The sequence below is a fragment of the Curtobacterium sp. LFS084 genome (assembly GCF_047977705.1).
GTDB lineage: Bacteria > Actinomycetota > Actinomycetes > Actinomycetales > Microbacteriaceae > Curtobacterium.
On sequence record NZ_JBFPFM010000022.1, the window covers coordinates 23,334 to 38,068 of the forward strand.

Genomic DNA, 14,735 nt, shown 5'->3' on the forward strand with positions numbered 1-14,735 from the left:
CTTCGTGTCGGAGCGAGTGACGGGAATCGAACCCGCGCTACCAGCTTGGGAAGCTGGAGTTCTACCATTGAACTACACTCGCGCGCCCGCTCAGCGGGACGTGGCAAGCCTAGCGGATTCTGCGCTGGACGCCAGCCGAGTGCCCGCCGAGCGTGGCGTTGCCCGCTCGCACCGCACCTCCCGACCGCACCCGTGTCTCCGCTGTGAGCCGGTCCGTCCGACGGACAGGTGTCGCCCTCGTGTGTACCGTCCAGGTGGATCCGCACGACCCGCGAACCCGAGGAGGACCCGGATGGTCAGGCATCCCCTCATCGACGACGTGGTCGGCCCCGCGATCGTGGTCGACTCGGCTTCGCCGGTGGTGTGGCTGACCGAGGCGCTCGCCTCTCTGCTCCGTCGGGCAGCGGACTCCGGACGCTTCGTCCTGCTCCGCACCGGCCCCGGATCGGCCCTCACCCCGGCGCTCCGGCACGCCCTCGGTGCGTACGGCGCGGCCTGGGCAGTGACCGACCCGGACGGCACCCTCCGGGACGGTCGGACGGGCGTCACCGCCTCGCGCATCGAGGACTTCGTGCACCGCGGCCCGGAGCTCGTCGGGACACCGTCGCCCGAGCACCCGGTGGCCCGCGACTCGGTGCGCCAGATCAGCATCGACCTCACGCTCCGGCACCACTCCGAGCGCGCCGTCGACATCGGCTCCGCGATCGAGGCGCTGTGCGAGACCGTCGGCACCTGCCCCACCCGCTGGGGCACCGCCGAACCGCTCACCGTGCCGTGGGACCGCTGGGTCGTCACGCAGTACGCCAAGCACGAGGCGCCGGCCGTGTCGACGTCGTACGCCGTGGGCGAGGGGTTCTCGGCGACGATGACCGCGCACCTGCTCGACGGCGTGGTGGTCGAGACGATGTCCGCCGTGCTCACGGTGCCCGAGGACGGCACCGACCGGTCCCTCGCCCCGAAGCTGCTGGACGCCGTGCACCGCGTGGCCGAGGACGTCGAACCCGTCTTCGGCGTCGTCATGCAGCGCCGTGGCGACGCCGACCACCTCGTCCGGGCCGTGTCGCACGGCGAGCCGGAGCCGCTCGCGGTCGTCGTCGGTCCCGAGGCCACCGAGTTCCTCGACCGGGACGGCGTGTGGCCCCCGCCGCGCACCACCACCTCGACGTTCGGCGGCGGCGGCCTGGTCGTCCGCCTCGACGACGGCTGGCAGGCGCTCGAGGCGTTCCTCGACCGGATCGACGAGGACCGCTTCCTGCACCTCGTCGGCGGCGCTCCGCTCGACCCCGCCCATGACGAGGGCACGCTGGACGGCCACGTCGGGGACGGCTCGCACGTGTTCGGCGGTCGCCGTGCCCCGTGACGTCACGCTCCTCTGCCGCGGACCGGTCGAGACGCGCGACGTCGCCGAGGCCCTGCTGCTGCACGACGAGGGCTGGGGTGTCCGCGCCCTCGACGACGGCCCGGTCATGCAGGTCTGTCGTGACGCCACGCACCCTGTGATCACCGTGCTCGGGGTCCGGCGGGTGGACGCCCTCGACGAGGTCGAACGGATCCTGCCGGACGCCCCGACGCTGTCGACGCCGCTGTGGTGGGTGGACACCGTGACGCCGGCCGGCGCGGACGGCGAGTCCGGGATCTCCGCCGCGCTCGAGGCCGCGATGGACCTCGACGCGGTCTGCATCGTCCACGGCGACTGAGCGGCGGCGCGGCAGCCGCCCCGAGCAGCCCCCCCCCCCCCCCGAGCCGCCGCCCCACGCCGCCGCCCGGCGCGTCAGTCGCGGTCGTGCATCGCGGCGAGCTGCTCGTTGTAGGCCTTGAGGTCGGCGTCCCCGTCACGCTCGGCCTTGCGGTCGAGGCGCTTCGCGTCGCGTGAGTCCGACCGCACCCAGTTCCGCACCACGAGGAGCGCCACGAACACCATCGGCAGCTCGGACGCTCCCCACGCGATCCCGCCGCCGGTGTGCTGGTCGGCGAGGAGCGCGGCGTCGTTCGTCTGACCGAGCGCGTGGAACCAGTCGATCGCGAACACGGACTCCGAGGTCATCACCGCGACACCGAAGAACGCGTGGAAGGCCAGGGTCGCGAGCAGGGCGATGATGAGGATCGGGTACTGCGGACGCTTCGGGCCCGGGTCGACGCCGATGAACACCCAGAAGAACAGGTAGCCGCTGAACACGAAGTGCACGACCATCGCGACGTGCCACTCGTGCGACTGCATGGCGTACTCGTAGGCGGGCGTGAAGTAGAACACGACGAGGGACCCTGCGAAGATCACCCCGGCGACGGCCGGCTTCGCGAGGAACTGCATGTACCGCGAGTGCGTGAACAGCATGAGCCACTCACGGGCGCCGCGGGACCCGTCGTTGCGGACCGGCAGGGTGCGGAGCGCGAGCAGCACCGGGCCGCCGAGCACCAGCGGCAGCGGCACGAACATCATCAGCAGCATGTGCTGGATCATGTGCGACGAGAAGTGGATCATGCCGTAGACCGCCGGCCCGGCCGAGGTCGTCCAGATGAACAACGCGCACCCGAGGAGCCAGGCGACGGTGCGCCCGACCGGCCACGAGTCGCCGCGCCGGTGGAGCTTCCGGACGGCGAGCAGGTACCAGCCCGCCCCGACGACCGCGAGCGCGAGCCACACCCAGTCGATGTGCCACTCGGTCAGGTAGGTCTGCACGGTCTGCGCCGGCGGGTACGGGAAGCCGATGAGCCCGGAGCGGGTGTCGTCGCCGGTCTCCGGGGTCTGCGGGATCGGCGGCTGCGAGCGTGAGACGGCGACCGAGACACCGATCGCGATCGCCATGAAGACGATCTCGGCGAGGGCGAACCGCACGAACAGTCGGCGGTCGAGCGGCGCGCGGAGGAGCCCGGGCACGAGCCGACGACGCTGGACGACCCCGGCGAGCCCGAGCAGCACGAGGATGGCGGCCTTGACGGTGATGAGCCACCCGTACGTCGTCGTGAACAGGTCGAGCGGTCCGGTCAGGCGGAGGGACGCGTTCACGATGCCCGAGAAGGCGACCGCGGCGAACGCCCACCCGGCGAGCGTCGAGTACCGCGACACCACGCGGCCCGTGGCGCCCTTGGTGCGCGTCCGCAGGGCCACGACGGCGACGAGGCCACCGGCCCAGACACAGACGGCGACGAGGTGGACCGCGAGCGAGTTCACCGCGTTGGCGTGCTCGAGCGACCCGGCGGCGTGCCCGGAGAGCGCGAGCGGCAGCAGCGCGAACAACCCGGCGACCGTCGCGACCGCGAGCGTCGTCACGCGGGTGGCGAAGGCCGCGACGACGGTGGCGACGAGGATCGCCACGGCGGAGACCACGAGCGCCTGCCCGATCTCGACCTGGAACGCGAAGAGCAGGAAGTTGCGGGCGAACACGGGGTTCGTCAGCGGCACGCCGAGGGTGTTCGCGCCCGTCAGCACGATCCCGACGACGGCGGCGAGGAACCAGACCGCCCCGGTCACGGCCGCCCAGCGCGCGGCGCGGTGCTGCACGCTCGACATCGCCCGGTGGTCCTTCTTCTGTGCCGGCAGCGCGAAGGCGGCGACGACGAGCAGCCCGATCGTCAGCGCCGCCATGGTGTCGTGCACCACGCGGGCGACGGGCAGCCCGTACTCGACGAGGTCGCCGGCGGACACCAGCTGCTGGTTCGCGGTGAAGGCGCCGGTGAGCGTCATCCCGAGGATCGAGCACGCCACCGCCAACGGGACGGCGACGACGAGGACCGTCGCGACGGTGGACGTGCGCGCGGTGACGGGCGCCGATTCCGGCGCCGCGCCTCCTGGCTGGGTTTCGGGTGACGTGACGGTCATGACCGTCCAATGGTAGGCGTCGGGGCCTGGAGGCGCGGCGTGCGTCGCGCGCACCGGCTGCGGCCCGCCTCAGGCCACGCCGTCAGACGCGCCGCTCCCAGATGCCCTCGCTCCCGACACCGACGAACCCGACGGCCTCGTTGACGTCGAGCATCGGGCGGTTCTCCTCGGCGTTGAACGTGATGATCGACGGGTGCCCGGGGAAGTCCTGTTCGATGCGCTCGATGCCGGCAACCTTGAGGAGCCAGCCGAGCCGGTGCCCGCGGTGCTCCCGCAGCACGAGCGTGTCGCCCTGCATGACCGGCTGGTGGGCGGCGTCGGGCACCGCGAGCTGCGTGAAACCGGCCAGGGTGGTCGTCGGCAGGTGCTCGACCGCGACCGTGACCATCGTGCGGGGTGAGCGTTCCAGGTTCGCCTCGTGCTCCGTCAGACGCTCCCGGGTCCAGACGTCCTCCGGCTCCTCCATGTCACCCTCGGGGGCGTCGGTGCTCATCCGCGTCTCGAGGAGCGCGATGCCGTCGAGCCACTGCTCCGGCGTCGGCCCGGTCCAGGCGTGCACCCGGTACGCCGGTCCGGCGGCGGTCACCGCCCGGTCGTGGAGCTCGCGCACGACGGAGTGGTCGGCGGGCAGCGCGAGGCGGCTGATCCGGTTGACCTGCCCGAACCGCCAGCCGCGTCCGGTGAGGAACCGCGTGCCGGCCTCGTCCTCCGGCACGGCGCCGTGGCCGGTGGGCGGCACGAGGTACCCGGGGCCGGAGGCCGGGCCGACCTGGCGCGACACCGCGTACGTCTTCCACTGCGTGCGGCCGTCGGCGCGGGCGAGTCGTTCGAGGTGGTCGGCCAGCAGCGTGCCGATGCCGCGGCGCTGGTGCTCGGGTGCGACGGCGACCGCGAGCCAGCAGTTCGGGGTGCCCGCCGCCTGCTTCGTGTCGTAGGAGCCGGCGGCCACGACCTCCCCGCCGGCGTCCCGGACCACGAAGAGCCGGCTCGGTGCCGCGCTGTCGAGCAGGTACGGCAGCTGCTCCTCGGGGGTCCAGAGGATCTCGGGCAACCCGGTGACGGCGACCTCGGCGGCGTTCTGCACGCGGACCCAGTCGCGGAAGGACTGCACCGTCGCGGGGTCGTCGCCCATCGTCACGGGCACGTCGATCTCGTGCACGGTGTACGCGGTCATGTCGTTCCTCCCGGCCGTGTGACGCCGCCCGACGCTGGGCAGCCTCGCAGCTTACCGGCGCCCGTGCGGCTGCCGCTAGGCTCGTCGCGTGCTGCTCTCCGACCGCGACATCACCGCCCAGCTCGCCGAGGGCCGGATCGGCCTCGACCCGTACGACGCCTCGCTCGTCCAGCCGTCGAGCATCGACGTCCGGCTCGACAAGTTCTTCCGGCTGTTCGACAACCACAAGTACCCGCACATCGACCCGGCGACGGACCAGCCCGACCTCACCCGGCTCGTGGAGACCGACCCGGACGAGGCGTTCGTGCTGCACCCGGGGGAGTTCGTCCTCGGCTCGACGTACGAGGTCGTGACACTCCCCGACGACATCGCGGCGCGGCTCGAGGGCAAGAGCTCGCTCGGTCGCCTCGGGCTCCTGACCCACTCGACGGCGGGCTTCATCGACCCGGGCTTCTCCGGCCACGTCACGCTCGAGCTCTCGAACGTGGCGACCCTGCCCATCAAGCTCTGGCCGGGCATGAAGATCGGCCAGCTCTGCTTCTTCCAGCTCTCGAGCCCGGCCGAGAAGCCCTACGGTTCGGCCGAGTACCAGTCGCGCTACCAGGGCCAGCGGGGGCCGACACCGTCCCGCTCGGCGCAGAACTTCCTGCGGACGGACGTCTCCCGCCGCCCCTGACGCCGGTCGACCGGACGACATTTCGCATTCTGTGTATCGTGGCGACATGTCCGTAGCCACCCCACGACCCGTGCTGCCAGTGTCGGCCGCCGGGCTCATCCGGGACGCCCGTCTCCGCGCCGAACTCACCCAGGTGCAGCTCGCGGAGCGCGCCGGCGTCACGCAGAGCGTCATCAGCACCTACGAGAACGGGCGTCGCGAGCCGTCCCTCGCCGCGCTGCAACGCCTCCTGCTCGCCGCCGGGTTCACCACCGAGATCGACCTGCACCCCGTCGAGGAGTCGCCCCCGCTCCGCGAGCGGGTGATGGCAGCGCGGCGTGACCTCGTCGCGATCGTCACGCGACTCGGCGGCCGGAACCCCCGGCTGTTCGGCAGTGTCGCCCGTGGCGACGACGGTCCGGCGAGCGACGTCGACCTCATGGTGGACCTCGAGGCGGGGCTCGGCATCTTCGCGCTCATGCGGATCCAGGACGAGGCCGAGCAGCTCCTCGGCGTCCGGGTCGACGTCGTGGACGCGGCCGGCATGGGCGGCGACGCCGTCCGCGACGCGGTGCCGCTGTGAGCCGCGACCTCGAGGACCGGCTCGAGGACGTCATCCACGCGTGTGGGGTCATCGGGCGGTACGTCGACGACGATGCGCTACCGGAGGACCTCGTGTACGACGCGGTCCGGATGCGGCTGGTCGAGATCGGCGAGGCGGTGCGGATGCTCCCGAGCGCGGTGACGTCGACCGAACCCGGCATCCCGTGGTCGCGTGTCTCGCTCCTCGGCGAGCGGCTCACCCGGCGGTACTTCGACACCACGCCGGCCGTCGTGTTCGGGACGGCGCGGGTGGACGTGCCCTCGCTCTGCGCGGCGGTGCAGCGCCTGCGCGCCGCGCACACGGCGCGCGGTGACCGACGGAGCGCGACCGGGGCGGTGGACCGGACCGGCTGACGGACGCGGGATGCGAGTCGCCCGGAACCGTGCCTCCCGTCCGCACGAGGCGCGGCCGACGGACGTTCCCGGTCGTGGCGCTGACCGTCCTGGTTCGCGATCACCGGGTTCCGTGAACCGGAACGGTCACCGCCGCAGGAGAGAACGGCGCACCGCGAACGCGGGACGGCCCCGTCTCGCCGGAGCGAGACGGGGCCGTCGTCGTGCTGTGATCGGGGAGATCAGCCCTTCTTGGCGAGTGCCTCGAGGGTGTCGTTGCCCTTGTAGGCCTCGACCGCGTTCTCCTTGGTGACGAGGACCGGGGTCAGCTCGATCGCCGGGACCGTCTTGACGCCGTTGTAGTTGTTCGTCTTGTCGATCTTGGTGTCGGGCTTGTCACCCTTCGACAGCGTCGAGACGAGGTCGATGGCGGCCTGCGCCTCTTCGGTGGTGTTCTTGTAGATCGTCGAGTACTGCGTACCCTGCATGATGAGCGGGATCGACGCGGTCTCGGAGTCCTGACCGGTGACGACGGGGTTCGGCTTGCCGGCGGCCTTCGTCGCGGTGAGGATGGCGCGGGCGAGCGTGTCGTTCGGCGACAGGACGCCGTCGAGCTTGGTGTCACCCGAGTAGTACTGCGAGAGCAGGTCGGTCATGCGCGACTGGGCGTTCTGCGCGAGCCAGCCCTTGGTCTGGACCTTCTGGAAGGTCTCCTGGCCGGACGTGACCTTGACGGTGCCGTCCTTGATCTTCGGCTCGAGCACGTTCATCGCACCGTTGAAGAACACGGTCGCGTTCGCGTCGTCCGCCGAACCGGCGAAGAGCTCGATGTTGTAGGGGCCGTCACCCTTCTCGGCCTTGAGGCCGTCGAGGAGTGCCTGCGCCTGCAGCTGGCCGACCTTGTAGTTGTTGAACGCCACGTAGTAGTCGACGTTCTTGGTGTTCAGGATGTTGCGGTCCCAGGCGATGACGGTGACGCCCTTCGCCTTGGCGGCCTTGACCTGCGAGCCGAGCTGCGAACCGTCGGCGGCGCCGATGATGACGACCTTCGCACCCTTGGTGACCATGCCCGAGATCTGCGACTGCTGGTCCGGGACGGGGTTGCCGGCGTTGGCGTACTGGATGTCGGCCTTGAAGCCGGCGTCCTCGATCGACTTCTCGAACGCGGCGCCCGCGAGCACCCAGTTCTGCGAGGTCTTGGCCGGCAGGGCGACACCGATCAGGTCACCCTTCTTGATCTCCGTGCTGGCGGAGTCCGAACCGGAGGTCCCGCGTGCGGAGCAGCCGCTGAGGGCGAGGCCCGCGACGAGGGCCAGGCCGATGCCGGCGATGAGCTTCTTGCGCATGAGATTGCTTTCTCTTCGTTGAGGGGTGGTGCTGTGGTGGTGGGGATTCGTGCGCCGGGCGGACTGACCCGCCCGGCGCCACGTTCTACTGGGTGTTGACCTTCTGCGGCTGGTCCTCGATGGACCGCGGCTGCTGGGCCTCGACCGTGTTCTGTTCGGTGTCCTTGCGCTGGAACTGGCGCATCATGCCGCCGATCAGCGACGGACGACCCTGGGACTTCGAGTAGACGTCGAAGGCGACCGCGACGAGGAGCACGAGACCACGGATGATCTGCACCTTGTTCGACTCGATGCCCATGAGCTGGAGACCGTTGGACAGGAGCGCCATCACGAGACCACCGATGATCGACCCGGAGATGGTGCCGATGCCACCGGCGACCGCGGCGCCACCGACGAACACGGCGGCGATCGCGTCGAGCTCCCAGCCGGTGCCGTCAGCAGGGCCGGAGGCGTTCGAGTAGCCGACGAAGACCATGCCGGCGACGGCGGCCAGGACCGACATGTTCGCCATGACGAAGAAGTTGACCTTGCGGGCACTGACGCCGGAGAGGACCGCGGCGCTGGCGTTGCCACCGACGGCGTAGACCTGGCGGCCGAAGATCGTGTTCTTCGTGATGAAGCCGTAGATGATCGTGAGGACGCCGAGGATGATCGCGACGATCGGGATCGACGTGCCGACGGGGCCGGCGGCGAACAGGTAGGTCGCGACGAGCGTGACGGCGACGAGGATGCCCGTGCGGACGATCGACACCCACAGCGGCGGGACCTCGGCCTGCATCTTCTTGCGGCGGCCGCGGCCACGCACCTCGATGACGATGAGCGCGATGATCGTGGCGAGGCCGATGAGCAGCGTGCCGTTCGAGAAGCCGAAGTCCGGGCCGAAGTCGCCGAGGTAGCCGGCACCGATGACGTTGTACGAGTCCGGGGTCGGCACCGAGGTCGACTGTCCGATGATCTGGTTCGCACCGCGGAAGATGAGCTGACCGGCGAGCGTCACGATGAAGGCCGGCACCCGGACGAACGCCACCCAGAAGCCCTGCCAGGCACCGACGAGCGCACCCACGGCGAGGCCGAGGATGATCGCGGCCCAGACCGGCCAGTGCCACACGGAGATCGACTGCGCGACGATGATGCCGACGAACGCCGCGACCGAACCGACCGAGAGGTCGATGTGGCCCGCGATGATCACCATCACCATGCCGAGCGCGAGGATGAGGATGTAGGAGTACTGCAGGAACAGGTTGATGACGTTCGTCGGCTCGAGGATCAGGCCGTTCGTCGTGATCGAGAAGAAGATCACGATCGCGATCAACGCGATGATCATGCCGTACTGGCCGATGCTGTTGCCCTTGCCGAACAGCAGTTTCAGGTTCTTCATGAGACGAGAGCGCCCTTCCGCGCGGAGGTCATGCTGCGCATGAGCGTTTCTGGATCGGCCTGTTCCGAGGGGATGTCGGCCGTGATCTGGCCCTCGAAGATCGTGTAGATCCGGTCGGAGAGGCCGAGGAGTTCGGGGAGCTCGGAGGAGATGAGGATGATGCCCTTCCCCTCTGCGGCGAGCTGCTGGATGATGCCGTAGATCTCGAACTTGGCGCCCACGTCGATGCCGCGGGTCGGCTCGTCGAGGATGAGGATGTCCGGGTCGGTGAACATCCACTTCGACAGGACGACCTTCTGCTGGTTCCCGCCGGAGAGCTTCCCGACGTTCTCCTCGACGGTCGGCACCTTGGTGCGGAGCATCTTGCGGTACTTCTCGGCGACGTTGTACTCCTCGAGGGAGTCCACGACGCCGGCCTTGGAGATCTTCGGGAGGTCGGCCGCGACGGTCGACCGCTTGACGGTGTCGAGCAGGTTGAGGCCGAGCGCCTTGCGGTCCTCGGAGACGTACCCGATGCCGTGCTCGATCGCCTGCTGGACGTTGGCGACCTTGATCTCCTCGCCGTCCTTGATGATCTGGCCGCCGAGCCACGTGCCGTAGGAGCGGCCGAAGATGCTCATCGCGAGCTCGGTGCGGCCGGCACCCATCAGGCCCGCGAAGCCGACGATCTCGCCGCGCTTGACGTGGAAGTTCGAGCCCTTGCAGACCAGACGCGAGGAGTCGAGCGGGTGCTGGACGGTCCAGTCGCGGACCTCGAAGAAGGTCTCGCCGATCTTCGGGGTGCGGTCCGGGAAGCGGCTCTCGAGCGAGCGCCCGACCATGCCGCGGATGATGCGGTCCTCGTTGACGCCGTCGCCCTTGACGTTCAGGGTCTCGATGGTCTTGCCGTCGCGGATGATCGTGATCTCGTCGGCGATCTGCTCGATCTCGTTCAGCTTGTGGCTGATGATGATGCTCGAGATGCCCTTGGCCTTCAGCCCGACGATGAGGTCGAGCAGGTGCTGGGAGTCGTTCTCGTTCAGGGCCGCCGTCGGCTCGTCGAGGATGAGGAGCTTGACGTCCTTGTGCAGGGCCTTGGCGATCTCGACGAGCTGCTGCTTGCCGACACCGATGTTCTTGATCTGCGTGTCCGGGTCGTCGGCGAGGCCGACGCGGGCGAGCAGGTCCTGGGCGCGGAGCTGGGCGCTGGTCCAGTCGATCACGCCGAACTTGCCCGGCTCGTTGCCGAGGAACAGGTTCTCGGTGATCGAGAGCTCCGGGATGAGCGCGAGCTCCTGGTGGATGATCACGATGCCGGCCTGCTCGGACTGCTTGATGTCCTTGAAGCGGACCTCTTCGCCCTCGAAGACGATCTCGCCCTCGTAGGTGCCGTACGGGTAGACGCCGGAGAGGACCTTCATGAGGGTCGACTTGCCCGCGCCGTTCTCGCCGCAGATCGCGTGGATCTCGCCGGCACGGACGCTGAGCGAGACGTCGGAGAGCGCCTTGACACCAGGGAACTCCTTGGTGATCGAGCGCATCTCGAGGATCGTCTCGGGTGCGGTGATCGACCGGGTCTCGAGTCCGGTGTCGATCGGGGTTGACGCCACGGTGCATCTCCTTCTGCCGCTGCGATGCGGCAGTCCTTCGGGTGGTCCTGCTTGCGGCAGCGAAGGCACAGGAGGTCTGTGTGGACTTCGTTGTCGCGTCCGGTGTCCTGCTTGTGTGACGGTCCATGTGACCGTTCACATCGGCGGAACGGAGGTAATACTACGCACGGGATCGGCGCGCCTGTCAATTCGGATTGGTCGCGTTTTCGTAACGGCCCGCGTGATCTGGCGGAACGCGGGTCCGCGCGTCCCCCGCGTTGGGGTACCGGGGCGGGTCCACAGGGGCCGGGAGGCGCGGCTCGGCTCCACTCGGCACCGCGCGTCCGTCCCGTGGTGCGGGAACACGCACGGTGCTGGGCAGCGCGTCGGCGCTTGCGCGGGGGCGGCGCGTCGGCGCTTGCGCGGGGGCGGCGGGTCAGCGCTTGCGCGGCGCGCTCGTGGAGCCGCGGACGACCAGCTGCGGCACGAGGTCGATCGGGCGGAGCATCGCCGCGTCGTCCCCGGGGAGCAGCTGCTCGACGCAGCGCCGACCGAGCTCGGGGAAGTCCACCTGCACGGTCGTCAGCGGTGGCCAGAGGTGCTTCGCCTCCGGGATGTCGTCGTAGCCCACCACGGACAGGTCGCCCGGCACGTCGAGGCCGTACGACCGGGCCGCGTGCATGACCCCGAGCGCCATCGCGTCGTTCGAGCAGAAGATCGCCGTGCAGTCGCGGTAGCGCAGTAGCTCGCGGCCGGCGTGGTACCCGAAGTCCGCGGTCCAGTCCCCGAGGATCGGCGGCACGACGGGCATGTCGCGGTCGGACATCTCGCGCAGGAAGCCCTGCATCCGCGCCTCGGCCTCGATCCAGTCCTGTGGTCCGGCGATGTGCCGCACGTACTCGTGGCCGAGGTCGAGCAGGTGCGCGGTGGCGAGTCGGGCGCCCTCCATCTGGTCGATGAAGAGCGTCGACGGACCGTCGGCGTGGCTCGTGCGGAGCGCGACGTAGGGCGTCCGCATGCCGAGTTCCTCGATGAGGTCGAACACCCGCTGCTGCGGCGCGATGACGATGATGCCCTCGACGTCCTGGTCGAGCAGGTGGCCGAGGCCGTCCCGCACCGCCTCGTCGGTCGCCGCGGCGATGTTCGCCGTCGTGACCGAGTACCCGCGCCTCACCGCGGCGTCCTCGATCGCCTGCATCGTGGCCGCGGGACCGTAGTGCGACCGCTGCGCCGTGAGCACGCCGATCGTGTGCGTGCGGCTCGTCACCAGTGCCCGCGCGGCGCGGTTCGGCCGGTACTGCAGCTGCTCCATCGCCGCGAGGACCTTGTCGCGGGTCTCCGCGACGACGGCGTCCGAGTTGTTGAGGACCCGTGAGACGGTCTGGTGCGACACCCCGGCGACCCGCGCCACGTCGCGGATGCTGGGCGACCGCGGTTGTTGTGTCCGCGTCGACGCCATTGCTACTCGTTCCTGCCCGGGGCCGAAGCACGTCGATGTGCACGTTCACATTCCGAGCCAGATCATTATGCACGCCTCCGGCATGCATGCGACCTGAGTTGTCGTTTCCGGATCCGATGGGTTACCGTCAACCCGTATCCGGCATATCGCCCGAGCCGGAGCACACAACTGCAGATCGGCCGTCCGCCCGCGGACGGCAGTCGCTCCAGACCTCAGAGAACAGCGACACCCGCAGCGCACCAGCGCTGGGGTGTCGCTGTTCTCTTTTTTGCGTCCACCGAACCCCCACCCACCACGAAGGAGTGGTCTTGACCAGAGCCCGCAGACTGACGAGCTTCATCGTCCTGTCGATGACCGGCGGTGCGATCTTCCAGGTCGCGTACATCCGGTTCGTGTTCCTCGCGGACACCGCGCACGCGCTCCACCTCAGCATCCAGCGCTACGGCGAGATCACGTCGGTCTTCGGCGCCGTCGCCGTGCTCATGTACTTCTGCGGCGGCTGGTTCGCCGACCGCTTCTCGCCCAGGGCGCTCATCGTGATCGCGCTCGCGGGGATGGGCGCCGTCGACCTCTGGCTGTCCACGGTCCCCGGCGAGACCGGCATCGTCGTCGCGCACGTGCTCATGGCCGTCCTCGGCACGGGGCTCTACTGGTCGTCGCTCGTCAAGCTCGTCTCGATGCTCGGGAACGCCGACGAGCAGGGCAAGCTGTTCGGCTGGCTCGAGGGCGTCCGCGGCATCACGTCCACCGTCGTGGGCTTCATCGGCGCCGCCATCGTCGCCGCGGCGATCGCGGACACCGGCGGCGTCCTCTGGGTGATGCGCATCTACGGCGTGCTCTGCCTGGCGTTCGCGGTGCTCGTCCTCGTCGTCGTCCGGACCGACCGCGACGCCCTCGGCCAGGTCGGGCGGCAGACGGTCACCCTCCGAGAGCTCGGCGCGGCGGCCCGCAACAAGTACACCTGGCTGATCGGCGTCTCGATCATGCTCATGTACTGCTTCTACACGCTGCTCGGGTACCTCACCCCGCTGCTGCAGGACGGCTTCGCGGTGCCCGTCGTGCTCCTCGGCGCGATCGGCGTCGTGCGCACCTACGTCTTCCAGATCGTCGGCGGACCGGTCGGCGGCGTGCTCGTCGACCGGTGGACGAGGTCGTCGCCCGCGTTCCTCCGGTGGGCGTTCGTCGTCGCCGCGGTGAGTGCCGTCGGGTTCCTCGTCCTGCCGCACGAGCCGGCGCTCGTCTGGGTCGCCGTGGCCCTCATGACCGTGATGTGCCTCGCGGTCTTCACCTCGCGCGGGATCTACTGGGCGCAGGTCGGCGAGGTCGAGGTCCCGCTCGCCCAGCGCGGCGGCGTGATCGGGCTCGCGTCGGGCATCGCCTACCTGCCGGACGCCTTCCTCCCCGCCCTCGGCGCCTGGTGGGTCGGCGACCCGTCGAACGGCGTCCCGCAGCAGGGCGGCGGCTACACCACGATGTTCGCCGTCCTCGTCGGCGCAGCCGTCCTCGGCGTCCTCCTCACCACCCTCACCATGCGCGTCCGCGCGCGGGAACTCCGGAACCGTCGGCCGTCCGACGTCGCCGTCGCCGTCTGACCCACCTCGAAAGGACACTGCACACCCCATGGACATCCGCGACTTCTCGATGGACCTGTTCTCGCTCGCCGGCAAGCGGGCCATCGTCACCGGCGGGAACTCCGGCCTCGGCCAGGCGTTCTCGCTCGCACTCGCCAAGGCCGGCGCCGACGTGTTCGTGCCGAGCGTCGTCGACGACGACGGCACCACGCGGGCGCTCGTCGAGGCCGAGGGGCGCCGCTACGCGTTCCTCGAGGTCGACCTCACCGCCCCCGACGCCCCGACCCGGATCGTCGAGGCGTGCACCCGGGCGCTCGGCGGCATCGACGTGCTCGTCAACTCGGCCGGCATCTGCCTGCTCGACGACGTCGAGGCGTTCGACCGCGCGAAGTGGGACCCGATGGTCGCCGTGAACCTCACCGCGCCGTTCGCCCTCGGGCACGCGGTCGGCAAGCACCTCGTGGCGCAGGGCTCCGGCAAGATCATCAACATCGCGTCGCTGTTCGCGTTCCTCGGCGGCCAGTGGTCGCCCGCGTACGCCGCGACGAAGCACGGGATCGTCGGCTTCACGAAGGCCTACTGCGACGAGCTGGCGCAGCACGGCGTGCAGGTCAACGCGATCGCGCCGGGGTACTTCGCCACGAAGATCACCGAGCAGACCCGCACCGACCCGGTGACGAACCAGCGCGTCCTCGACCACATCCCCGCCGGCCGCTGGGGAGACGTCGCCGACCTGATGGGCGCGACCGTCTTCCTCGCCTCGGGCGCCTCCGACTACGTGAACGGGCACACCCTCACCGTCGACGGCGGGTACCTCGTCCGCTAGTCCCT

The 14,735-nt window shown here is 70.0% G+C and carries 13 protein-coding genes and 1 tRNA gene; 7 read left to right on the plus strand and 7 right to left on the minus strand.

Annotated elements, in window-relative coordinates; genetic code table 11:
* Positions 1-11: 11 nt before the first annotated feature.
* Positions 12-82, minus strand: a tRNA-Gly gene (locus tag ACNQOV_RS12165).
* 210 nt (positions 83-292) lie between these two features.
* Here ACNQOV_RS12165 and ACNQOV_RS12170 point away from each other — a divergent pair.
* Entirely contained in the window at positions 293-1,360 is a 1,068-nt protein-coding gene (locus ACNQOV_RS12170; protein ID WP_416394726.1) for a DUF6177 family protein, read from the plus strand.
* Positions 1,350-1,697 carry a hypothetical protein gene (locus tag ACNQOV_RS12175; protein WP_022907058.1) on the plus strand — a complete coding sequence of 116 codons (348 nt, stop codon included), beginning with the start codon at positions 1,350-1,352 and terminating at the stop codon, positions 1,695-1,697. The genes ACNQOV_RS12170 and ACNQOV_RS12175 overlap by 11 nt, the downstream gene beginning before the upstream one ends.
* Positions 1,698-1,771: 74 nt before the next feature.
* Here the strand turns inward: ACNQOV_RS12175 and ACNQOV_RS12180 are convergent, their stop codons facing one another.
* Together ACNQOV_RS12180 and ACNQOV_RS12185 are read right to left on the minus strand one after the other, a co-directional pair.
* Complete coding sequence (locus tag ACNQOV_RS12180; RefSeq protein ID WP_416394728.1) at positions 1,772-3,817, minus strand: cytochrome c oxidase assembly protein; 2,046 nt, start codon at positions 3,815-3,817, stop codon at positions 1,772-1,774.
* 82 nt (positions 3,818-3,899) lie between these two features.
* On the minus strand, positions 3,900-4,991 hold the full coding sequence (locus ACNQOV_RS12185; RefSeq protein ID WP_416394730.1) for a GNAT family N-acetyltransferase: 1,092 nt from the start codon (positions 4,989-4,991) through the stop codon (positions 3,900-3,902).
* A gap of 88 nt (positions 4,992-5,079) precedes the next feature.
* Here ACNQOV_RS12185 and dcd point away from each other — a divergent pair, with 88 nt between their 5' ends.
* The 3 genes from dcd to ACNQOV_RS12200 are packed head-to-tail and all read left to right on the plus strand — an operon-like array spanning position 5,080 to position 6,603.
* A complete protein-coding gene (gene dcd / locus ACNQOV_RS12190) occupies positions 5,080-5,667 on the plus strand; it encodes a dCTP deaminase (protein WP_402265418.1) in 588 nt (195 codons plus the stop codon).
* 46 nt (positions 5,668-5,713) lie between these two features.
* Entirely contained in the window at positions 5,714-6,229 is a 516-nt protein-coding gene (locus ACNQOV_RS12195) for a helix-turn-helix domain-containing protein (RefSeq protein WP_416394733.1), read from the plus strand.
* Positions 6,226-6,603, plus strand: a complete 378-nt coding sequence (locus ACNQOV_RS12200) for a DUF86 domain-containing protein (protein ID WP_402265412.1) — start codon at positions 6,226-6,228, stop codon at positions 6,601-6,603. Before ACNQOV_RS12195 ends, ACNQOV_RS12200 begins: the two co-directional genes overlap by 4 nt.
* Positions 6,604-6,824: 221 nt before the next feature.
* On the opposite strand, the gene ACNQOV_RS12205 is transcribed toward ACNQOV_RS12200, so the two are convergent.
* The 4 genes from ACNQOV_RS12205 to ACNQOV_RS12220 form a co-directional block, all read right to left on the minus strand.
* Positions 6,825-7,928, minus strand: coding sequence for a sugar-binding protein (locus ACNQOV_RS12205; RefSeq protein WP_022907053.1), 1,104 nt, complete (start codon positions 7,926-7,928; stop codon positions 6,825-6,827).
* Positions 7,929-8,013: 85 nt separating this feature from the next.
* Positions 8,014-9,306 (minus strand): multiple monosaccharide ABC transporter permease, encoded by a 1,293-nt coding sequence (gene mmsB / locus ACNQOV_RS12210; RefSeq protein WP_402265409.1) that lies wholly within the window; start codon positions 9,304-9,306, stop codon positions 8,014-8,016.
* Positions 9,303-10,826 (minus strand): multiple monosaccharide ABC transporter ATP-binding protein, encoded by a 1,524-nt coding sequence (gene mmsA, locus ACNQOV_RS12215; protein WP_402265725.1) that lies wholly within the window; start codon positions 10,824-10,826, stop codon positions 9,303-9,305. Before mmsA ends, mmsB begins: the two co-directional genes overlap by 4 nt.
* Before the next feature lie 484 nt (positions 10,827-11,310).
* Positions 11,311-12,333 (minus strand): LacI family DNA-binding transcriptional regulator, encoded by a 1,023-nt coding sequence (locus tag ACNQOV_RS12220; protein WP_402265407.1) that lies wholly within the window; start codon positions 12,331-12,333, stop codon positions 11,311-11,313.
* Positions 12,334-12,641: 308 nt separating this feature from the next.
* Between ACNQOV_RS12220 and ACNQOV_RS12225 the strand changes: the two genes are divergently transcribed.
* Both ACNQOV_RS12225 and ACNQOV_RS12230 read left to right on the plus strand, forming a co-directional pair.
* Positions 12,642-13,925, plus strand: coding sequence for an MFS transporter (locus tag ACNQOV_RS12225; RefSeq protein WP_416394735.1), 1,284 nt, complete (start codon positions 12,642-12,644; stop codon positions 13,923-13,925).
* A gap of 28 nt (positions 13,926-13,953) precedes the next feature.
* Positions 13,954-14,730 (plus strand): SDR family oxidoreductase, encoded by a 777-nt coding sequence (locus ACNQOV_RS12230; RefSeq protein ID WP_416394737.1) that lies wholly within the window; start codon positions 13,954-13,956, stop codon positions 14,728-14,730.
* Positions 14,731-14,735 lie beyond the last annotated feature (5 nt).

Coding starts and splice junctions, on each gene's coding strand:
- ACNQOV_RS12230 (WP_416394737.1), top strand. CDS start 13,954: ATGGACATCCGCGACTTCTCGATGGACCTGTTCTCGCTCGCCGGCAAG.
- ACNQOV_RS12205 (WP_022907053.1), bottom strand. CDS start 7,928: ATGCGCAAGAAGCTCATCGCCGGCATCGGCCTGGCCCTCGTCGCGGGC.
- ACNQOV_RS12170 (WP_416394726.1), top strand. CDS start 293: ATGGTCAGGCATCCCCTCATCGACGACGTGGTCGGCCCCGCGATCGTG.
- ACNQOV_RS12185 (WP_416394730.1), bottom strand. CDS start 4,991: ATGACCGCGTACACCGTGCACGAGATCGACGTGCCCGTGACGATGGGC.
- mmsB (WP_402265409.1), bottom strand. CDS start 9,306: ATGAAGAACCTGAAACTGCTGTTCGGCAAGGGCAACAGCATCGGCCAG.
- ACNQOV_RS12195 (WP_416394733.1), top strand. CDS start 5,714: ATGTCCGTAGCCACCCCACGACCCGTGCTGCCAGTGTCGGCCGCCGGG.
- mmsA (WP_402265725.1), bottom strand. CDS start 10,826: ATGCGCTCGATCACCAAGGAGTTCCCTGGTGTCAAGGCGCTCTCCGAC.
- ACNQOV_RS12220 (WP_402265407.1), bottom strand. CDS start 12,333: ATGGCGTCGACGCGGACACAACAACCGCGGTCGCCCAGCATCCGCGAC.
- ACNQOV_RS12180 (WP_416394728.1), bottom strand. CDS start 3,817: ATGACCGTCACGTCACCCGAAACCCAGCCAGGAGGCGCGGCGCCGGAA.